The following is an 18,151-nucleotide window of genomic DNA, read 5'->3' as shown; positions in this document are numbered from 1 at the left end:
CGTTGAGGGTCAGGTTGGAGTTTGCCGCTGACTGATTACCAATCGTTGCTCCACTGCAGGTAAGAATACTGCCTGCGGTGGAGCAGACCGCAAGCGCATCGGGGCTGGATGCGGCGCTGATCAAACCTGCTGCGCTAAGTGCTACAGCGAGGGCCAGGGGGTGACGACGTACGCGGAATACGGAAGATGCTCGACTGCCCACAACACTGCTCCATTTGTCGCTCGCAATTCATCCCTGAAGCACAGAACCACACAGCGCTTAACGAACTGGAAAATCCTGCAGCAGTAGAAAGGCTGAGCTTGGCGAATTGTTTTTTTGATGGTGGCCTTTTTACTTCAAATGGCCACCAAATGAACAGGGCTGTTCATCTCTTTTCAAGGGAGTGTCAGGATTTTGGGGGGTGAGATAACGGCGGAAGAATCAGAATCCTCCGCTGAGAGCGCAGTTGAAAGGTGAGCCTTGAGTGTCTTGTTGAGCACCACGCCATCGATGCTCAGGATCGACTGATGGAACATCTCCTCCATGTACTGCGTAGCGGTTTTTTCCTGGCGCTGTGCACGCAACTGCTCACGAACTTCATCACTCCCGGCGATGCGGGCCGGCCAAGATTCAACGCCTCGCGGACGTTGCCGGGCAAAACCACCGCTGCGCGGCAATGCCAGGGGGAGTGAGCAGGCCTTATTAGCGGCTCAGAAAGATCAGATTGGCCTATCGAGAAAAACCTCGACACCGGTTTCTACCGTCCGGTGGTCAACTCGGGGGCAGTTGCTTACCCTGGCTCGCAAAGGACGTTCCGAAGGGAACTGATCTCTCGCTGTACTCGCAGGACGCGCAGGATAAGGTCGCTCGGCGATTGAACGAACGACCCAGAAAGACCCTGGGGTACTCGACTCCCGCCGAGTGTTTTAATCAGGCTGTTGCGTCGATCGGTTGAATCCACAGTTGATTGCCGCCGGTCGTAACTAGGGTGTGACTGGTTAAGCCGCATGCAAGCGGTGGTCAGCACGAATGCAAACTCTTGGCGAGGAGGAATGCGATCGGGTGGTCAAGTCAGTGCAATTACGCACTTAACTGCCAAGTCGAGTTGCGCCTGCGCCTGCGCCTGCGCCTGCGCCTGCGCCTGCGCCTGCGCCTGGAAATCCTGCAGCGACTCATCGTCAATGCACGACCACACGCGAGCCTCCATCGTTGCTGTGTTACGTAAAGCTCGCGGTCTTCGATCACCGATCAGACCTGAAGTGGGCTTTACTCTCCCAGTCAACGCTGGAGCAGGAGTGGTACCAACGATTCCACACCTGATCAAAGTGGTTGCGGCAAGAGAAATATTTTTAGGCTATCTGGCCGAAAAAAACCGCTCTCTTAATAGTTTCTACGCCCGCCTGGGACCTGGAATTTTGCAAAGTTTGACAGCTTGTCAATAACTCTTAGAAGAGCTCTCCGCGAAAATAGGCTCTTGTCGAAGAGGAGCTTTCTAAATACGATTTCCGGGAATCAATCATTGACGGAGACGCCTATGAGTGAAACCCCAGAACTGCGCCTCAGCGTGATGCCTGGCGTGGATGTTTGCTGCCGCACGGAAGCGGGTACTTCTTATGTTTTTGATCTGATTAAGATCCTAGAGGCGCCTATTCGGCAGTTCCAACGGATGCAGTCGGCTCCGCTCCTGAGAGAGTTTGCAAGTGGTTTAATTGAGTGCCATATACGAGAAAACTCACCCAGCCCCAAACATGCAGCTCAATTGCGTAGCAGAGTTTACAACCTGACAGAGTTACTGACAGCGACAGATCCCAATAGAAGTGTTAGCTCACTGAGTGGCGCCGATGTTACGATGCTGCGGACTAAACTGCATCAGCATCTGGAGCGTTACTCTGACGGGCAAGGCTCTACACTTGATCGCTATTACTCCTTGTTTAACAGATTAGTGCGAGCAGCTAAGAAGGAGGGATACGTTTCAGAGGACTTGGTGATCGAATCTTCCTACGAGCGCCCGACGCTGGATGTGACGCCTCCATTTAGTCTTTCAGATCTGCAGAAGCTGTTTGACGGCTACATCTATCAGGTGAATGGCGACGAAGGTCGGAAACCGTCATGGGATCCGCAGTCGTTTAAGTTTTGGATCGTCCCCCTCGGAGCGTTCTGCGGGCTTAGGCTAAACGAGATTTGCCAACTACAACTCAAAGATGTTCAGCCTGAGGAGGCGATGTGGATCATCCATGTAAACGATGATGGCAAACATCAGAGTATCAAAAATCCACATTCTCGCCGAAAAATCCCGGTTTCACAGTTGCTGATCGATATGGGATTTCTAGAGTTTCTGGAGGAAAGGCGGAGCGAATGCGAAGGGAAAGAGACAAGCCAGTTGTTTCCGGAATTATCGTTTAATGAGATGCATCTCTTCTCTCGTCAGGCCAGTCGATTCCTGATGGGGTATGACCGCGTAGCTGGTTACCTGGATCGCAGTTGTGGGATCGCGACCAGCGAGGGGGGATGGGGAGCACGCAGCCTTCGCCGCACGTTTGCTGAGCAGTTGCGGCAACGAGGCGTTTCGGCTGAGATCATTGCGGATTTACTGGGGCATGCAGACCCTACAGGTTTGGAGGTCACCCGCCCCCACTATGCGGGTAAGACGCTGTTGGCCGCGAGAAAAGAAGTTCTCGAACTTCATCTGAACTACGGACTGGCACTAACTCATGTGCGCTGGTGCAACTATCGTGAATTTCGCAGAAGGGTAGGCAAGCGAAAAACCAGGGGCACTAATCGCTCTCGCTGACCTAACACCGCACGCGCAGGATGCGCGATCCTTAGTATCTCCCACCACGCTCAATGCCTTTCTCAGAATTCCCTCTCTAAAGTACCATCGCCATCCTAGGCGATATCACCCAATCTCTCTTAGCCTTCAAATTTATCATTGCTTCGCGTTGAACTAGGCTTATGGCCGATTTCACTTTTTTCGACTCTATACGCCTCAGCTAATAGCCCCATAATTTCATCGCTGGTTGGCGTGAAGTTTGTAACAGCAAGCCCGGTCAGCGCGCACGCCAACCATAACTTGGTCAATGCCTTCCTGTCTGAGGCACGAATTTCTACGCTGCTCCAGCCCTTATTCCTGGCAAGCTCGGCCATGGCTAAATATATGGTCTGATTCTGCCGACTGTTTGTAACGATCCTGTCTCCGCGATCTGAAAAAGCTGGCTTTGTGCAGCGCTTTTGATTTCGCCAATAGTAGTCCCTAGTACCGTCGCTAGAGCTTTCATATTTAAACCGTCTAAGAGCATTTGACCAATTCTTGTCAGGAGGTCCTAGCTTATGAATTTTGCTTTCAGCGTCCCTAGATGTTTTCATATTGGACTGTTTTAATTCCAATTTTGACTCTACCGGCTTTAGTCGCTCCAATTCATCGACGATGTCTCGATGCCGGGTTTCGTCAAAACTCAATCTTCTGCTCAATTTGCTCCATGACCAGTCTCGATTGAGTTGACTACCTTTAAAAATAGGCCCCTTCGACATTTGGAATGAGATACCGGAAACTCGCCCACTTTGTGAGCGCGTTAGAATTATCGACAAACCTATCTTTCGGCATATCTGAATGAATTCTCGAAACTCAATATTGCCCCGCCCCAGTATCCTGCCGAGATGAAATTTCACCTTTCTTTTTTCGCTTTGATCACCAGTCCGCTTTTCCATTTGAATAGAACTATGATCAAGTGCGATGTCGGCCACCACTTCGCCACGAGATATCCGATTGGGTGTACGGTAAAGTTTGTACTTAATTTCTAGTTTCTCGGCTGCGCTCTCCCACAGACGATAGTCATGACGCGGGTTCCATATTTTCCCGTTTCCGCAAACGGTGGAGAACAACACATGGACGTGTAGATGCAGGGTGTCACCATGAACCACATAGAGCGCGAGTCGTTCACCTGGGGCAACATCGCCAACCAACTCCCTCGCAATTTCGATAGCTCGTGATGGGTCAACTGGATCCCTAGGAAAAGCTTTGCAGCCAGGGTAAAAACTAACGGTTACGCTCTGCGCAATCGATTTTGGCTCCTTTTTATTTGCCCTATGCTGCGCTGTCCACTTTCGAGCCAGATCACTAAATGTTTTGGCATAAGCTATTGCGGAGCTACTTGAATTTGGAGGGAGCGCATAGGTGGCCGCAGCCAGTAACACGCGCTCACCATCAGAGGGTGGCTTCCTTTTATCGGAGAGCAAATAATTTACAAGCTTCTGTGCAGAGCTGGCGTCAGCCACTTTTGAGGTTTCGACGATCATTGGAATGCCGCCCACAGAACCTCTAAGGAGTGCCAAATCCGAGCGAGGTCAGCGGACGTAATTGAGTCCCCGCGGTTGGCGTGCCTAGTCAGCTGATTCAGGTTGTTGCCGATCCTAGATAACTCTTGGACAAGACTCGCAGGAGCGTGACTTTCTCTTCTAACGATAATTTCTTTGCCCAGCAAAACGCTACGCAGATAGTCGGAAAGGCTCATCCCCTGTTCGGCAGCCAGGCGAATGAGCTCTCTTTTTTCCTCTTCCGAAACACGCACGTCAATTCTGAGATTTCTCATATATTTGCCTTTTTTATTATTCTTGTTATACGGCTGAGAACGCAGTGATTGGCCGTCGAGCGTTTTGCCAGGACAAATGTACACACGTTAGTGGGTGCGGTTTGTCCTGACAGAACCTTTGCTCGCCGGCCTTTTATTGTTAACAAAGAGGCAGGAGCGAATCAACAGCCCCTGGAGTTGGCAAGATCTTTACTTTTACTACAATTTATCAGCAGGGCCAACGCAGATTAGATCCGCAACGCTTCCATACCAAATAAAATTCACACTAAAAACTTAGTCAATCGACTTCCGTTACCCTCCCGCAAACCATACGTACCGCGCCCTGCTAACGAGCTTACTCGCTGCAATAAACCTTCATACGAGATGTTGGAGCTTCACCCTCCGCAATCGGGTCATCGGTAAACTCTCCATCTACAGTCTCGACCAAAAACGACGAGCCGCCCTGTGAGGAAAAGACTGCTTCATAGATATTGAGAACCTTTTTGCACTCTTGCTTAGTAGCTACGCCATCGTGCGAGCAGAATAGGACATAAAGAGTGTGCCGACTCCATACGGGGTCGGTAGCCAGATTAACTGCATCCACTAAAGATCTGACCAGATAGGTTCGCCAGATAATAGAGCGATCATCAATTGCTCGGAGTAAAAAGCTCCATCGAGACCCTTCTATTTCGACAACTCGATAGCAGGCCCGATTGACTCCTCTATTGAAAATCGCCCCTCGGATCTCCGCATCGCGATCGCGAAACTCCTCCAACACGCTAAAGCTCATGGTTCATCCCCCTCGGATTTACGACGAGACGCTCGCCTTGGTAAGCGTTCGTCCTGCAGCTGCCGCCCGAGGTCGTCTCCCTGGGCCCACAGATCAATGCCCTCAGCCAGCCCTAGCACCTCTAGCACTCGTGCATAGCTCCCCAATGCAACACCTGGATCTCCACGCTCAATTTTGTTGAGCGTCTCCCGGGAAATTCCCGCGTTGTCGGCGACAACCACCATGGAAAGGTCCCGTCTCAGGCGCGCTAGACGGATCCGCTCGCCGAACCCCAATAGCAGGCGCTCCAGCATTGGGTACAGGTTGGGGCGTTCGCGACCCATTGATTATTCCCCTCAAAATGTGCACTTAATGACTATAGTATTTGGCATTAATCACTGCAAGCCCCTACCATCAAGGTCGTTACAGGAGAGCTAGCCACCATGTCCCCCACCCCTTATCCACCAGAGGTCGTCTCCGCATTGAAGGAATGGCAAGAGGACGAGGCACCTACCGCGTATCTCGTCGACGTCGCCATCGTGTTCGGCTACCTCGTCGGCATTGTGTATGGCGATGTTCACAGCCGATTCCTAGACGGGCGCCGGATAGCTACATCTATCGTAATCAGCTTGGGAGTCCAATATGGTTATCTAGTGGCATGCACGCTATCAGGGAGTCGCTATGTGGTTGTCACCTACCGACAAGAGCAATCGCCTCTATTTGAGGCCTGTCTGCGAAATCTAACTGATGATTACGATGAGACAATCCAATGAATTCATTAACTTTGTCAGGCTTACATAAAGAGCCCGACATATATCAGAAAAACTCTAACCATGATGATCTGGGTACGTCTGGGCTCAACGAATCCTGCACATATACCTAAGGAAATTTGAGGCGCAGGATAGTCGATACTGATGGATGCGAGTTGAAGGTTGGATCTCAGCACCACGAGGAGGAAAGAACTAAATCTATAATGGTGATAATTACGAATTAACTCTTTGTGAGCCTTTCTTCGAGTGTTCGAACATCTGCGCCTTCAGCAAGCGATTCAATGCACGCTGACAACGGCGAGGAAAATCTAAAAGCTTTTGATCGCATTGCGAGTGAGCCGGACGACTAATAAAATGACAACTAACGTAAAACGAGATCATAATGTAGAGCATGCTATGACCTCAGCGAGACTCTCCGGCATCAGGCCTGGCAAGAAATTCCTAGAACTGGCCGATCAATATCGACGCGGCGACATTTCCGCTGCTGAACTAGTCCTACAGACGAAAAAACAACATGAGTATTCGATTGGGCAGCAGGACCAATCGTTCCCAGCATGACTGTACTACTCATGTGGGTTTCCACATCCAAAATCTGATATTGATCATGGATCGTTTAGCAAAGACGAACCAAGGACCGCTTCCGGCTGTGGAATCAACCAGCCGACGTAACGGCGAGATCAAAATACTCGGCAGGAGTCGAGTAGCCCAGAGCGTCCTAGGGCGCTCGTTCAACTGCAGAGCGAATTTATCCAACTCGTCCTGCGAGTAATTCGAGAGATCCGCTCCCTCCGGGAGGTACTGCCGCAGTAGGTCATTGGCTTTTTCAGTCGCTCCTCGCCGTCAGGGATTTTGCAGGTCGCAGAAATAGATCTGAATAACCGCGCTGTCACCACGGCTACGGGGAGGCCGCGCTCGGTCACTTGTTTGACCGCTTCGATTTTGGGTTATTCGGGGTAACACCGGCTGCTCTTGGCATCTCCTAACGGGCCTCATTATGAGGTTTAGAAGTGTCTACGAAACTTGATGGGAGACTCACTAGATGTTTACTGTCAAAATTAATGGTTCATGTAACAAGATCAGCCACTTCCTTCCAAATTCTTTTAGTACACGTTGACTCACTGCGATTTCCGGCTCGCGTCTCGTACGAAGACATTTGAACACCGGTTCCAGTCTGATCATATCCAGCTGTTCCGCCCCCCAGCAATTGACGCATACCTTATAAAACTGTGTGACTTTCCATTGAGTTAAGCTTCATGGCCAGGCTTCGTGAGGGAACGCGGCGAATTTGGGAGCTACGGCTTCCGGCACTTCTAGGGACCAGCCGACGTTTTCGCCAGATTTTGCAACAAGTTGAAAGCCTCGATGGGAGCTGAAGAGGCTGAGATGAAGGGATTACGCGGGCGCCCGCGCTCGAACTCCAACTGAACCAGCGAGTTGAACGGCTGGCCCGAAGGCTCGTGACCAAGCCGTTCCCAGATAGATTCTCCGGAGTGACCAATCGCCTGAACCAGGCTGAAAACCTTGGAAATGCTCTGCACCGAAAACGTCACCAAGGCGTCGCCCGCGCAGTGATAGCTGCCATCGTTGCCATAGACCGCTAACCAGGACGAACCATGGTCTGCTATCGGTCCAGAGCCAAATGCCCCGGCATTAGCGGCCGGCCAGCATTGCTGATAGATAAGGCTCTAACTGACGGAATTATCAGTGGACGACTAATAGTCGCCGCCCCCTTCCTGCGCCTTCGAATGCGCATTGCAATTGCGAAGAGGATGCCCCCCAAGAGGCACGGAATTGGCTTCTGTCTGCTGCGGAGTGATCACGAAGCCATCTGCTGGGAGCTGCCCGAAAATCTCAGACTTGAGAGCCGAACCGTCCCCAGCAGTAACTCGAGACGCAAGAGCACGCTTCGTCTCGGTGCTCTAACGTCAGCTCCGGCGCAATTCAGATTCGAATTGTATGATCAGCTCAGTCAGATCACACCCCATGGCTTTGCATAAGTCCCGGATCTGGATGATGTCCAGACGACGCACCCCTCTTTCAACGTCACTCATGAATGATTGGGGACGTCCGAGAGCGCGCGAGCACTCCTCTTGGGTGAGGCCAGCCTCTTGGCGGCGCCGCTTCAGGACAGCGAGGAACACTCCGTACTCCTCCCGGTAAATCGCTTTCGTCATAGGTGCCGGCCTTCAAGGGTCAGCCCTGCAACCTATATCTGGTTTTCAAATATCTGATTTTCAGATATTTTCATCATCCCAGCCAGGCCACGCAATGAAGCCGGAAGGGATGGAGGCCAAGGCTCAAAAAGAAATGGCATGCCTCTATAAACTTTCATCATAAGGAAATAGCAGTGCCAAAATTCTTCTATAGCGACTGCACCATTACTAACATTCAAAAAAAATCGCAAATCAATCTAGGAACGGTAGAAGCCACAGCACTGGTAAACGGAAGAGAGGCCAAAAAAATCGCAATAAGCCCTGAGCTGTATGATTATTTCAGGGGTAAGGGAAATAACATCCAGCACAGAATATGGTTCATCACCAAAAGCAAGAAAAAGCCGATAACAGTAATTGCAGTAAAGAATGCGCAGGGAGATATTAGTTCCACTCCAACGAGCGCCAAGAACTACGTTGCCGCTGCGCTCAGCAGCCTCCTATTCTCCGCAATCATCTGGGCCATTTCGTGGCCATTTATGCCAATATTCGTAGATAGAAGAGATCAGGACTCCAGTGCCCTCTGGATCGGATTCATCGTTTTCCTATTCCTTTTCGTCCGTGGGGCCAGAGTAATATCTAAAATATCCAACTTCAGATCATGGCCGCAGGGGAGCATTGATGAAAGCACCACCAAGGTAAAACAACTATTTGAAAAAGACGAAAAAGACCATAGCTCGAAAGGGGGATGGCAAAATAACTAGCGAATGGATATTTGACCATGATTCGTTGGGTAACGACGACCCGTGGTCAGCTTTCGCCTACATCCCGGAAAGAAATAGAAGAAAGACCGGCTCGTATCAGCGCAATGAGAACCATCAATATGGCCCCCAGAAATAGGAAATATAGATCACAGCTCCTGTCGAGCACTGATGTCCAGCCCTCCGCTTTTCGGTCCCTATAACATCCTAATAGAAAGGATATTTACTTGGAATTTTCCATGCTGAAACGTGCTCTGATCATCTCCACAATGTTTACAGCTCTGGTTGGCTGCGCAGGCGCCCCGCTCGGCCTAGATATGAGTCAAAAGCCCATGGCCGGCACCTGGAAGGGTGACTTCGTCTGCCCGCAGTCCCGCATGAGCCTGCAGTCCTTCACCATCGACCTCCAGGACGGCAACATTCCGGGCTCGGTCAACGGAGTGGTTGAAAACCACTTGGTGTGGGTGGGTAAACCCCAGTACCTGAAATACACCGTCGTCGGCTCTAACATCGGCGGCCACGTGGTGCTAAAGCCCAAACAGCTGATCGAGCGCAGTCGCGAAGACTTCGAGATGGGCGAGCTGGAGGGCAGCGTGACCGCTGCCAATACCATGCAGTTCAACATGTGCGGCCGTGTTCATACCCTGATGCGCGTCTCTGCTCCGAAGCAAACCGCACAACGCTAATCACATAGCTGCTCTAACTAGGGGCTTGACCCCTAGTTTTTGTTCTAGGCATGCTGATCGACGCCCCTGATGGAAGACTGCAACCGGCCAGAAGCCGACACTCGTGATCAGGCTCACAAACAAACTGCCTTGAGTGAAGTGCACCGTGGTGTTTACAGCTCCGGAGCTGGGCCACGCTCGACGAAGGTCGATAGAACGATGTAGCTCCTCGTACCGTCGACCCCCTCGATGTCCTGAACTTTGCCAAGCAGTTCTTCCAAGCCTTCAGTTTCACGGACTCGCACCTTCAGCAACACTCCACTGTCTCCGGCGACCGTATGCATCTCCTCAATTTCCGGCAGATCGCCAAGCGACAGTAGGCGTTTAGTGCTAAGCACGTTCTTCGTGTTGACCAGTACAAAAGCCAGCAGCGTGCGTCCCACCTTGCAGCCGTCAATCTTCGCAACCGTGGCCTTGATGACGCCGTCTCGCTTGAGGCGTTTTACTCTCTCGTGGACTGCCGGAGCAGAGAGATGCAGTACCTCGCCAAGCTCTACATAGCTTCGCGAACTGTCCTGGGCCAGCAGGGTTAATATTTTTCGGTCTACTTCATCGAGCTTTGCAGGTTGGTGCCTGATCTGCTTAACGGCGTTCGTTTCTTGTGTTTTGTTAGGCATTTGTCGTTTATCACAGAATGGGGTTAGGGATATCGTGCGCTCGACAAATGAATTTAGCCACTGGAAATATCATGCCTATCGCACTCTGGGCCCTCGTTATCGGGGCCTTCGGAATCGGCACCACCGAGTTCGTCATTGCCGGCCTGCTGCCAGCCATCGCAGCTGATTTCGGCGTCTCCATTCCCGTCGCCGCATACTTGGCTACCAGCTACGCGCTGGGTGTTTTTGTAGGCGCACCGGTACTCATCATCCTGGGTAGTCGCACCTCCAAGAAAAGCATGCTGGCGTTTCTGTCGGTGTTGTTTGTAATTGGCAATCTAGTCACAGCCATGGCGCCGACGTTCGAGGTTGCAGTAATCGGTCGCCTCATTACATCCCTGACACACGGTGCATTCTTCGGAATTGGATCGGTACTGGCCGCTGAAATGGTCTCACAGGAAAAACGTGTGAGCGCCATTGCGTTCATGTTTTCAGGCCTGACCGTCGCCAACCTACTTGGGGTTCCGCTCGGCACCTGGCTCAGCCAGCAGTTCTCCTGGCAAGCCACGTTCTATGCCATCACGCTGATTGGCGTGGCGACCCTGATTGGTGTGATTACTCTTATTCCGGCTACCCCAAAGCCAAAGGCACAACGCATAGCTCACGAGTTCGCAGCCTTCGGTAATGCCAGGGTATTGCTGGCAATGGGCATAACCATTCTTGGGCCTGCGGCGTTTTTCACTTCCATTACTTACATCGCGCCAATGATGGTTGAAGTCGCAGGCTTCTCAAAGGCTGCTGTTACGTGGCTGTTGATGGTATTCGGTTTTGGGCTTTTCGTAGGTAACTGGCTGGGTGGCCGCTATGCCGACCGTGCCTTGATGCCGATGCTCTATTTCACCCTGTTTGCGCAGGCTGCGGTGCTGTTCGCCTTCCACTATCTGGCCAGCAGCCAGTGGGCATCTGTGGTGTGCATCTTCCTGATGGCTGCATTTGGTTTTGCAACCGTGTCCCCAATACAGAAGTTGGTGATGGACAAAGCCAAAGCGGCTGGTGCTCCGACTCTTGCCTCAGCGGTAAACATCGGTCTGTTCAATCTGGGCAATGCATTGGGTGCCTGGGCGGGTGGTTTTGTGATTGCCCATGGCCTAGGTTTCACATCTCCAAATTGGGCTGGCGGCCTGTTGTCCATCGGGGCCCTCGTGCTCGCCATTACTTCTGGCTTGCTCGAGCGGCGCGATACATCGCGGCAATTGCACTGCAGGTTGCAGGCCCAGTAAGTAGGCAAGCATTGCCTCGTGGTGAGCTAGTTGCCGCCGCTGTGAACATCGGACTCTTCGACCTGGGAAATGCCATCGGAGCCCGGATAGGGGATTGGGTGATCAGCGCAGGCTTCGGCCCGGTTGCCCCGAATTGGGCCGGCGGGCTCCTGTCTCTCGGGGCCTGGCACTGGCCCTGATATCCGGCGTACTGGACAGGCGCGAAGCCATGGGGATTCCCCAGCAGGCTTGAGCAAAGTTTTAGAGCGCCTTTGACGGGCGGACATTACAGCCTTTACTGCTGAACATTCGTTCAGCTATAAGACTAGTCCCGACCCAGACCACGCTGAGCATAGGTGGAACACCACTGCCCCCTCCCAGGGCGGCTCACACTGCCTTCCATGCTCTTCGCCGAACCGGAGTGCCCATGCGTAATCAGCTGTTCAGAACTCGCATTACCGAGATGCTTGGAATCCGTCATCCCATTCTTTGCGGCGGCATGGGCCCCAGAGTCTCAGACGCGAACTACGTCGCGGCTGTGGTCAACGCAGGCGGGATGGGATTTGTGGTTGCTGCCGGCTTCCCGGATCTGGACGAATTCCGGGAGCAACTTCGTCGGTGTCGCAGCCTCACCTCGGGAAAAGGGTTCGGGGTGAACCTCTACCTTTCTGGCCAGGCCAAGGCAGCTGAGCGCTTGCGGCAGCAGATTAGGGTTCTTGCTGAAGAAGAAGTGCTCTGTGTCGAGACTTCAGGTGGAAGCCCCGAGGAAGTCCTGCCTGTGCTGCGAGAAGCAGGTATCAAGGTTCTGCACAAGGTTCCGGCGGTTCGCTACGCGCGATCAGCCGCGCGTCTTGGCGTGGACGCTGTGATCGTGGTTGGCAACGATTGCGGCGGCCATCCCGGAACCTACGGCATCAGCAGCATGGTTCAAGCCGCCCATGCACCGAAAGAGGTTTCCATCCCGGTGGTTATCGGCGGTGGGATCGGTGCAGGAAGCCAACTGGCGGCGACCCTGATGATGGGAGCTGATGCAATCCTGATGGGATCGCGAATGCTGGTAGCCGAGGAGCTGTGGATTCACCGTCAGTACAAGGAACGACTGGTTCAGAGCGACGGCACGGAAAGCATCATCGTGAAGACCGGGCTGCGGCAACATCATCGAGTCCTGAACAACGACAGCGCCAAGGCTGTTGCAGCATTGGACGCGGCGGGAGCGAGCGATTTCGAAAGCTATCGCCCTCACGTCATGGGCACGCTTACCACCCAGGCCTACAAAACAGGTGATAGCCGCCAAGGCATGCTCGATTACGGCCCATCGATCGTGTTTGCCGACGCTGTGCAAAGCGTAGAGGCCATTTTTGACTCGGTACTGGATGACGCCTGCCTATCGATGCGGCGCTTTCAGGATATCGTCTTCAGCGGATGATCGAAGATCGCACCGATCCTGAATCAAGCTAGCGTGTTGCGTCGATACCGAACGCCTCTACCTGCTTGCCGAGACATCAAACGGAAATCGCTAGAGGATAATTTCTACCAAGCGGAATTCTTGTCCGAAGCTGTTTACGAATTTATCGCCCGAAATATCACCGACTGAGCCAGCCTGACTCACCACCCGCAGTACTCCATCGCTTCCCCATACAGTACGACCAATAGGCGCACCTTCGAAGCGGAGCGATGGATCATTCAACCGAATCTGACTCGCGTGGAAAAGAGATCCTTCTTGGAGGTAGAAAGTGTGTTCCTTGGCCAAACTGCCATCATCGTCAATTCGCACGAGCGCGTAATCGCTGCTGGAGCAATAGGATGTGTGGGGCATAATGACCAATTCGATGCTGGCTTAAATTTTATTTAACAGAGAATAACTTTCAGGTGAAGCTGATACTCGTTACAGTCCTCTTCGCATCGAAATGAATGGAATCGCTTTGATGTAAGGCCGCTCGCCCCGCTGTGCGGCCTTTCTATTTCTCAATTGAGGAAGCGCACGTTCTCCAAGCGCAGCCCCACTCGCCCAGTTCGTTCCACGCCGAAGATAATTCATAGGGGCAGCTTAGCAAACCAAGCTGGTCGAATCCCCGATCAGGTCGCAAGCGTATGTTCTTGGCGAGATCAGCCCGGTACAGCTCAATGACCCGCGAAGCGTATTCCATGGGCTGAATGCCTGCTTGCTTCGCCGCATTGCAAAGCTCAGACCAAGCCTTATGGCGAAAAAGCTCGCCCGCTTGCTCGTGCGGCATCGACGCAGGGATTAGCAGCTTTATCTGTTCGCGGAGGGAGGGCGTTAGCTCTAGGAAAGCGAGCGTTGCGAGTTCGATCGTTTGAAGGTCAGTATCTTTCATGGTTGCTGTCCGAAGGCATATGAAAGTAAGTGCGATGAATGGAAGGCTTGAGCAAAAACACAGCGGTCGTTTTTGGGCCTTCATGCCTAACACTCTCACAGCGCAAGCCACAGTTCAGCATAGTCGCGTAGAGCGAGCGCCCGCCATGAACGAAAGAGCCGCCCATCGGGGCGGCTCTGTCTCACGGAAATCCTTCGCGGGGATCCGTTTGACGGGAGCAAAGATAATCTGATTTCGACGATAGATGAAACTGCTGTGAGCCCCCATGTTGAGAGATTGTCAGTGTCCATTACCGGCCAGTAGCAGACATCAAAGCCGTTAGCTGACTTCTCGAGAGCGTCGTACTTATTGGCAGCGAGGTACGGGCTGTAAAAAATGGCAAATTGCCAGTACAGAAAGCTAACCTGTGAAGTGGATCACAAAGTCGCCGACAACAATGTACTGATGTACCAAATCAGAAATGCTTCAGCTCAAACCATCAGGAGCTTGGCGAGGCCAAGCAACCAAGGATTGTGAGGTGCTGGAAATGACAGGCAGAAACGTCGAGCACAGCGTCGCGTCGGCAACAAAACAACAACGCCTGCTGGATTTCATACGGAGAGTCGGCGGCTATCCTCGCAGCGCTGAAGAGCACGCTGAGTTGCAGAGCTTGCTGGCTTCAGCATCCGAGGCGTATTTCGGCTCCGTTGATCGCACACCGCCTAGTAGCGAACCGCAGCAATAGCACGAGCGCTCCCGACACTACCCCCCAAGCAGACAGCCATCATTGACGGCGCAGAACATCTCACCGTTCCGATAAAGGCTGTCCAGCTCAAGGTGCTAATGGAGTTGACTAGCAGCTCCGCTAGCTCTCCAGGCGAGCACTGAGCTTCTCATGCTTAACGTCCGCTATGCGTCGGTAAAAAAAGCTACCCGACTCGGGGGCAAGCCGGGTAGCACGGGACGCGAATGACGAATGTAGTCCAGATTGGCCAGCTTTCTGCGACCGGCTTGGCCTGAAAAACTATGCAAGGACAAAGGCCACATTTGCGGATGCCGCCTTACGCCTTCAGCTTCCTTTCTGCCAGGCGCATAAAGAATTTACCGATAATTGCACTAGGCCAGTATGACTGCTCGCACCATTCTGAGTAACTTTGCAGGCCTCGTGGGCACTGCTAATTTTCCTCAGTAATGAGCTCTGCCAGTGCATCGACAATTACGTCGGAGTTCCGCATCAACACCTGAAGATGGCTTTTGACTAGCGCGGCGGTTTCGCTATCCCCATGCTGCAACTCGACCCAAATTGCCAACTCCTCGACAGCTGCGCCGATGGCATTGATGTTCTCGTTGAGGCGATAAAGCACAACGGGCAGGCGCGGCTCTGGCATGGCATCTGTCTCGAGAGAGGTTCATGGCGTCGGTTTTGCTCGACGTCAGGGATAACCGCAACTCCCAGGGACGGAGTTGCATCGATCAAGGGAGGATAGCTCCGTCATGAGAAGTTTTGAGAGAAGCCTATGCCTGTATGGTTTCCCTGTGTTTCTCGTTCTGGTCGGGCTGATCGGCACGACGCTGATTGGCTCAACAACGGTCTCCGCGAAAGTCCTGGATCAGATTCTGGCCCCCTTCAACCAAATTGCCCTCTTCGTATCCTATGCGGCGGTTGCAGTGGGACTGCTCTGGGTTGGCTGGAATGCCTTTCGCCAGCGCCGATTGTCTCGTGGCGAAGACCAAGCTGTAGTCACGACTCAAGAAGAACGGCCAGTGGATCGCTGAGTTTCGCAGGCTGAACGTCCGCTATGGGGCGGAAGCTGACTCACGGAGGCGCCGGTTCGAAACCCGGCGCCAAAGTGGCGAATAGGTCAAACCTCCGTCTGCTCCGCCATTTCTAGAGCGTCGTCTACCTCAATCCCGAGGTATCGAACAGTGCTCTCCAGTTTCGTATGGCCTAGCAGCAGTTGAACTGCCCGCAGGTTCTTCGTTCTGCGATAGATCAGCGATGCTTTGGTTCTACGAAGTGTATGGGTTCCGTAAAGCGTGGAGTCGAGACCGATTGTAGTTACCCAAGCTTTCACTATGCGGGCGTACTGCCTCGTGGATATGTGCGCTGAATGTCGAACACGGCTGGGAAAAAGGAAATCGTCGTTGCGACGGCGAGCGGCAAAGATCCAAGCTTCAACTGCTGCTCTCGTCTGGGCGGTGATTTCGAACTGCACCGGGCGCTGAGTCTTCTGTTGCATGACGATTGCACGCGTCGATACATGATCACCGTGAGCGATGTCTCTGACGCGCAGCTTCGTTAAATCACAGGCTCGTAGCTTGCTGTCGATAGCGAGGTTGAACAGCGCCAGATCACGATCCTTGTTTGCGATTTCCAGCCGCACTCTGATAGCCCAAATGTCCCTGAGTCTCAGTGGTGCTTTCTGGCCGACCAGTTTGCCCTTGTTCCAAGGTTCGTGAGCTTTCGTTGTAGGTGTGGCCATGATTCGTCCTCCACATGAGTGAAGGAATAGGGTGCATCGCTCCCAGCTCCAGAGGCTCTACGACCAGACCCTATGGCCGGAGATGCTCTTAAAACACGCGTGTCGGATATTTCGCTTCAACCGCCGCTGACTCTCAGCGACTTCAGACTACTTTCAGATTCGCCGCTGATACTCCCCTCATCGAACGACCCCTGGGGGGATCACCATGACCCAGCAAGAATGGAGCGGCCTGTTTCCATTCCACTTTGGCTCTGTCATCGAGCGACAAGCCCGTCTGACCTTGCGCCGCGAGGGCGACTCCGACCGCGAGGAGCTTGAAACCTTCATCCACGAGCGTTTCGAGTCCATCCACCACGCTGACGTCCACCACTATCTGCCGGAGCTCATCGGGCTTCAGGACAGCCACGGGCGCTTGATCGCAGCCGCTGGCATTCGTCCGGCCAGTCACGGGTCGCTGTTTCTCGAGCACTACCTGGACGAGCCGCTGGAGGGTGTTGTGTCGCGGCTTGCAGGCCGTGCCGTCGGGCGTGAGCAGTTGGTCGAGGTAGGCAACCTTGCCGCCCTGAGTGCTGGCAGTGCGCGCGTGATCATCACCGCCGTGACCTGGCTGCTGGCTGCGCGCGACCTGCAGTGGGTCGCCTTTACCGGCGCCTCCACCCTGGTCAACAGCTTCCACCGATTGGGATTGGAGCCAACCGTGATCGCCGAAGCAGATCCGCGTCGCCTGAACGGCGAGCTGGCCAGCTGGGGCAGCTATTACGCGCAGCATCCTCTGGTCTACGCAGGAAACATCGGCTACGGCCATGACGAACTGGAGCGCGCGGGTGTGTACAAGCGCATGGGTTTCCCGATGCTGCTACAGGAGGCCGGCCATGCCGCATGAACTGAACGCCTTTCGTGAGGTGCTGCAGGCGCATGCCACGGATCATGCCTCGAAAGTGGCTGCACGCGGAATCACTAGCAACGTCACCTATGCGCAGCTTCTGGCTGAAGTTGAACGTCGCGAAGCATGGCTGCGAGAGCAACCCGATGGCCCGTTTGCCCTCGCACTGGAGAACGGCCCCGAAGCGCTCTTCTGGGATCTGGCCGCCCTCTTCGCTGAGCGCCCGTCCGTCATCCTCCCGCCCTTTTTCAGTGCCGCACAGCGTCTGCATTGTTTGATGCAGACCCAGGCGACACTGGCCGTTGCCAACGACTCCTTCGCAGAAGATCTGCGAGCAGCCGGTTTCACACCAGGCGAGCGCTTCTGGGAGCGGCCGGCCGTACTCGACGCCGGCTTACCGGCAGGCACTGCCAAGATCACCTACACCTCCGGTAGCACTGGGTCGCCCAAGGGCGTATGCCTAAGCGCCACGTCACTGCTGTACGTTGCACAGGAGCTCGAAGTAGCGAGCCGTCCAACCGAGCCCACGAAGTACCTCGCAGTACTTCCGCTGGCCGTCTTGCTGGAGAATCTTGGTATTTATGCAGCGCTGCTGGCGGGAGCCAGCATCACGCTCTATCCGCAAGCGCAGATGGGTATCGGTGGCGCCAGTCAGGTCGACTGGAAACGCTTCCTCGGCACCATTGCACTCAGCGGCGCCGAGAGCCTGATTCTGGTACCACAACTCCTGCTTGGCCTGGTCACCGCCATCGAGCGAGGCATGATGAAAGTCGGCCCCCTGCGTTTCGTCGCAGTAGGTGGTGCCAAAGTCGCGAGCAGCTTGCTGGAGCGCGCCGAAGCAGTGGGGCTTCCGGTCTTCGAAGGCTACGGGCTCTCCGAATGCGCCTCCGTGGTT

The 18,151-nt window shown here is 53.7% G+C and carries 21 protein-coding genes and 2 pseudogenes; 12 read left to right on the top strand and 11 right to left on the bottom strand.

Translation table 11 applies throughout. From position 1 onward, the window contains the following. Window positions 1-507 precede the first annotated feature (507 nt). Both ACNFH5_RS15575 and ACNFH5_RS15570 read left to right on the top strand, forming a co-directional pair. Window positions 508-672 (top strand): hypothetical protein, encoded by a 165-nt coding sequence (locus tag ACNFH5_RS15575; RefSeq protein WP_416747380.1) that lies wholly within the window; start codon window positions 508-510, stop codon window positions 670-672. Between the two features lie 122 nt (window positions 673-794). Beyond that, window positions 795-935 (top strand): annotated as a pseudogene (locus tag ACNFH5_RS15570) (IS30 family transposase); the annotation flags it as partial. Window positions 936-1,046: 111 nt separating this feature from the next. Here ACNFH5_RS15570 and ACNFH5_RS15565 read toward each other — a convergent pair. Next, complete coding sequence (locus tag ACNFH5_RS15565; protein ID WP_416747379.1) at window positions 1,047-1,175, bottom strand: hypothetical protein; 129 nt, start codon at window positions 1,173-1,175, stop codon at window positions 1,047-1,049. A 339-nt stretch (window positions 1,176-1,514) separates the two neighbouring features. Between ACNFH5_RS15565 and ACNFH5_RS15560 the strand changes: the two genes are divergently transcribed. Further along, complete coding sequence (locus ACNFH5_RS15560; RefSeq protein WP_416747377.1) at window positions 1,515-2,771, top strand: tyrosine-type recombinase/integrase; 1,257 nt, start codon at window positions 1,515-1,517, stop codon at window positions 2,769-2,771. 119 nt (window positions 2,772-2,890) lie between these two features. On the opposite strand, the gene ACNFH5_RS15555 is transcribed toward ACNFH5_RS15560, so the two are convergent. The 4 genes from ACNFH5_RS15555 to ACNFH5_RS15540 form a co-directional block, all read right to left on the bottom strand. Then, on the bottom strand, window positions 2,891-4,273 hold the full coding sequence (locus ACNFH5_RS15555; RefSeq protein WP_416747375.1) for a relaxase/mobilization nuclease domain-containing protein: 1,383 nt from the start codon (window positions 4,271-4,273) through the stop codon (window positions 2,891-2,893). Then, entirely contained in the window at window positions 4,270-4,566 is a 297-nt protein-coding gene (locus ACNFH5_RS15550) for a plasmid mobilization protein (RefSeq protein ID WP_416747373.1), read from the bottom strand. Before ACNFH5_RS15550 ends, ACNFH5_RS15555 begins: the two co-directional genes overlap by 4 nt. A 334-nt stretch (window positions 4,567-4,900) precedes the next feature. Beyond that, window positions 4,901-5,335, bottom strand: coding sequence for a hypothetical protein (locus ACNFH5_RS15545; RefSeq protein ID WP_416747371.1), 435 nt, complete (start codon window positions 5,333-5,335; stop codon window positions 4,901-4,903). Further along, complete coding sequence (locus ACNFH5_RS15540; RefSeq protein ID WP_416748072.1) at window positions 5,332-5,628, bottom strand: helix-turn-helix domain-containing protein; 297 nt, start codon at window positions 5,626-5,628, stop codon at window positions 5,332-5,334. The genes ACNFH5_RS15545 and ACNFH5_RS15540 overlap by 4 nt, the downstream gene beginning before the upstream one ends. A gap of 810 nt (window positions 5,629-6,438) precedes the next feature. On the opposite strand from ACNFH5_RS15540, the gene ACNFH5_RS15535 reads away from it, so the two are divergent. Continuing rightward, window positions 6,439-6,642, top strand: coding sequence for a hypothetical protein (locus ACNFH5_RS15535; RefSeq protein WP_416747369.1), 204 nt, complete (start codon window positions 6,439-6,441; stop codon window positions 6,640-6,642). Window positions 6,643-7,445: 803 nt separating this feature from the next. On the opposite strand, the pseudogene ACNFH5_RS15530 reads toward ACNFH5_RS15535, so the two are convergent. Together ACNFH5_RS15530 and ACNFH5_RS15525 are read right to left on the bottom strand one after the other, a co-directional pair. Beyond that, window positions 7,446-7,709: pseudogene (locus ACNFH5_RS15530) on the bottom strand (glutaminase); the annotation flags it as partial. Window positions 7,710-8,009: 300 nt separating this feature from the next. Further along, a complete protein-coding gene (locus ACNFH5_RS15525) occupies window positions 8,010-8,258 on the bottom strand; it encodes a helix-turn-helix domain-containing protein (RefSeq protein WP_416747367.1) in 249 nt (82 codons plus the stop codon). A 173-nt stretch (window positions 8,259-8,431) separates the two neighbouring features. Between ACNFH5_RS15525 and ACNFH5_RS15520 the strand changes: the two genes are divergently transcribed. Continuing rightward, the gene (locus ACNFH5_RS15520) at window positions 8,432-8,998 is read left to right on the top strand and encodes a hypothetical protein (RefSeq protein WP_416747365.1); all 567 of its coding nucleotides are present in this window, start codon (window positions 8,432-8,434) and stop codon (window positions 8,996-8,998) included. A gap of 236 nt (window positions 8,999-9,234) precedes the next feature. Then, window positions 9,235-9,681, top strand: coding sequence for a hypothetical protein (locus ACNFH5_RS15515; RefSeq protein WP_416747363.1), 447 nt, complete (start codon window positions 9,235-9,237; stop codon window positions 9,679-9,681). A 152-nt stretch (window positions 9,682-9,833) separates the two neighbouring features. Here ACNFH5_RS15515 and ACNFH5_RS15510 read toward each other — a convergent pair whose 3' ends face one another. After that, window positions 9,834-10,337, bottom strand: a complete 504-nt coding sequence (locus ACNFH5_RS15510) for an Lrp/AsnC family transcriptional regulator (protein WP_416747361.1) — start codon at window positions 10,335-10,337, stop codon at window positions 9,834-9,836. Between the two features lie 71 nt (window positions 10,338-10,408). On the opposite strand from ACNFH5_RS15510, the gene ACNFH5_RS15505 reads away from it, so the two are divergent. Next, the gene (locus ACNFH5_RS15505) at window positions 10,409-11,596 is read left to right on the top strand and encodes an MFS transporter (protein ID WP_416747359.1); all 1,188 of its coding nucleotides are present in this window, start codon (window positions 10,409-10,411) and stop codon (window positions 11,594-11,596) included. A gap of 406 nt (window positions 11,597-12,002) precedes the next feature. Then, complete coding sequence (locus ACNFH5_RS15500) at window positions 12,003-13,001, top strand: NAD(P)H-dependent flavin oxidoreductase (protein ID WP_416747357.1); 999 nt, start codon at window positions 12,003-12,005, stop codon at window positions 12,999-13,001. 532 nt (window positions 13,002-13,533) lie between these two features. Here ACNFH5_RS15500 and ACNFH5_RS15495 read toward each other — a convergent pair. Further along, the gene (locus ACNFH5_RS15495) at window positions 13,534-13,911 is read right to left on the bottom strand and encodes a hypothetical protein (protein ID WP_416747354.1); all 378 of its coding nucleotides are present in this window, start codon (window positions 13,909-13,911) and stop codon (window positions 13,534-13,536) included. Window positions 13,912-14,428: 517 nt separating this feature from the next. On the opposite strand from ACNFH5_RS15495, the gene ACNFH5_RS15490 reads away from it, so the two are divergent. Continuing rightward, the gene (locus ACNFH5_RS15490; protein WP_416747352.1) at window positions 14,429-14,635 is read left to right on the top strand and encodes a hypothetical protein; all 207 of its coding nucleotides are present in this window, start codon (window positions 14,429-14,431) and stop codon (window positions 14,633-14,635) included. A 430-nt stretch (window positions 14,636-15,065) separates the two neighbouring features. On the opposite strand, the gene ACNFH5_RS15485 is transcribed toward ACNFH5_RS15490, so the two are convergent. Then, window positions 15,066-15,278 carry a hypothetical protein gene (locus ACNFH5_RS15485; protein WP_416747350.1) on the bottom strand — a complete coding sequence of 71 codons (213 nt, stop codon included), beginning with the start codon at window positions 15,276-15,278 and terminating at the stop codon, window positions 15,066-15,068. Between the two features lie 106 nt (window positions 15,279-15,384). Here ACNFH5_RS15485 and ACNFH5_RS15480 point away from each other — a divergent pair, with 106 nt between their 5' ends. After that, window positions 15,385-15,666 (top strand): hypothetical protein, encoded by a 282-nt coding sequence (locus tag ACNFH5_RS15480; RefSeq protein ID WP_416747348.1) that lies wholly within the window; start codon window positions 15,385-15,387, stop codon window positions 15,664-15,666. Between the two features lie 86 nt (window positions 15,667-15,752). Here ACNFH5_RS15480 and ACNFH5_RS15475 read toward each other — a convergent pair whose 3' ends face one another. Further along, window positions 15,753-16,373 carry a tyrosine-type recombinase/integrase gene (locus tag ACNFH5_RS15475; protein WP_416747346.1) on the bottom strand — a complete coding sequence of 207 codons (621 nt, stop codon included), beginning with the start codon at window positions 16,371-16,373 and terminating at the stop codon, window positions 15,753-15,755. Between the two features lie 205 nt (window positions 16,374-16,578). Here ACNFH5_RS15475 and ACNFH5_RS15470 point away from each other — a divergent pair, with 205 nt between their 5' ends. Together ACNFH5_RS15470 and ACNFH5_RS15465 are read left to right on the top strand one after the other, a co-directional pair. Then, on the top strand, window positions 16,579-17,256 hold the full coding sequence (locus ACNFH5_RS15470) for a thermostable hemolysin (RefSeq protein WP_416747344.1): 678 nt from the start codon (window positions 16,579-16,581) through the stop codon (window positions 17,254-17,256). Next, the coding region (locus ACNFH5_RS15465; protein ID WP_416747342.1) for an AMP-binding protein at window positions 17,246-18,151 on the top strand (906 nt) is incomplete at its 3' end. The genes ACNFH5_RS15470 and ACNFH5_RS15465, both read left to right, overlap by 11 nt.

It is taken from the genome of Pseudomonas sp. NY15435 (assembly GCF_048068295.1).
Taxonomy (GTDB): Bacteria; Pseudomonadota; Gammaproteobacteria; order Pseudomonadales; family Pseudomonadaceae; genus Pseudomonas.
Note: the sequence above shows the minus strand (reverse complement) of the source record. Positions and strands in the feature narration are given on the sequence as shown.

What these genes read in the sequence shown, in the direction of transcription:
- ACNFH5_RS15575 (WP_416747380.1), top strand. Translation starts at nt 508, where the DNA reads ATGGAACATCTCCTCCATGTACTGCGTAGCGGTTTTTTCCTGGCGCTG.
- ACNFH5_RS15560 (WP_416747377.1), top strand. Translation starts at nt 1,515, where the DNA reads ATGAGTGAAACCCCAGAACTGCGCCTCAGCGTGATGCCTGGCGTGGAT.
- ACNFH5_RS15555 (WP_416747375.1), bottom strand. Translation starts at nt 4,273, where the DNA reads ATGATCGTCGAAACCTCAAAAGTGGCTGACGCCAGCTCTGCACAGAAG.
- ACNFH5_RS15550 (WP_416747373.1), bottom strand. Translation starts at nt 4,566, where the DNA reads ATGAGAAATCTCAGAATTGACGTGCGTGTTTCGGAAGAGGAAAAAAGA.
- ACNFH5_RS15545 (WP_416747371.1), bottom strand. Translation starts at nt 5,335, where the DNA reads ATGAGCTTTAGCGTGTTGGAGGAGTTTCGCGATCGCGATGCGGAGATC.
- ACNFH5_RS15540 (WP_416748072.1), bottom strand. Translation starts at nt 5,628, where the DNA reads ATGCTGGAGCGCCTGCTATTGGGGTTCGGCGAGCGGATCCGTCTAGCG.
- ACNFH5_RS15535 (WP_416747369.1), top strand. Translation starts at nt 6,439, where the DNA reads ATGACAACTAACGTAAAACGAGATCATAATGTAGAGCATGCTATGACC.
- ACNFH5_RS15525 (WP_416747367.1), bottom strand. Translation starts at nt 8,258, where the DNA reads ATGACGAAAGCGATTTACCGGGAGGAGTACGGAGTGTTCCTCGCTGTC.
- ACNFH5_RS15515 (WP_416747363.1), top strand. Translation starts at nt 9,235, where the DNA reads ATGCTGAAACGTGCTCTGATCATCTCCACAATGTTTACAGCTCTGGTT.
- ACNFH5_RS15510 (WP_416747361.1), bottom strand. Translation starts at nt 10,337, where the DNA reads ATGCCTAACAAAACACAAGAAACGAACGCCGTTAAGCAGATCAGGCAC.
- ACNFH5_RS15505 (WP_416747359.1), top strand. Translation starts at nt 10,409, where the DNA reads ATGCCTATCGCACTCTGGGCCCTCGTTATCGGGGCCTTCGGAATCGGC.
- ACNFH5_RS15500 (WP_416747357.1), top strand. Translation starts at nt 12,003, where the DNA reads ATGCGTAATCAGCTGTTCAGAACTCGCATTACCGAGATGCTTGGAATC.
- ACNFH5_RS15495 (WP_416747354.1), bottom strand. Translation starts at nt 13,911, where the DNA reads ATGAAAGATACTGACCTTCAAACGATCGAACTCGCAACGCTCGCTTTC.
- ACNFH5_RS15485 (WP_416747350.1), bottom strand. Translation starts at nt 15,278, where the DNA reads ATGCCAGAGCCGCGCCTGCCCGTTGTGCTTTATCGCCTCAACGAGAAC.
- ACNFH5_RS15480 (WP_416747348.1), top strand. Translation starts at nt 15,385, where the DNA reads ATGAGAAGTTTTGAGAGAAGCCTATGCCTGTATGGTTTCCCTGTGTTT.
- ACNFH5_RS15475 (WP_416747346.1), bottom strand. Translation starts at nt 16,373, where the DNA reads ATGGCCACACCTACAACGAAAGCTCACGAACCTTGGAACAAGGGCAAA.
- ACNFH5_RS15470 (WP_416747344.1), top strand. Translation starts at nt 16,579, where the DNA reads ATGACCCAGCAAGAATGGAGCGGCCTGTTTCCATTCCACTTTGGCTCT.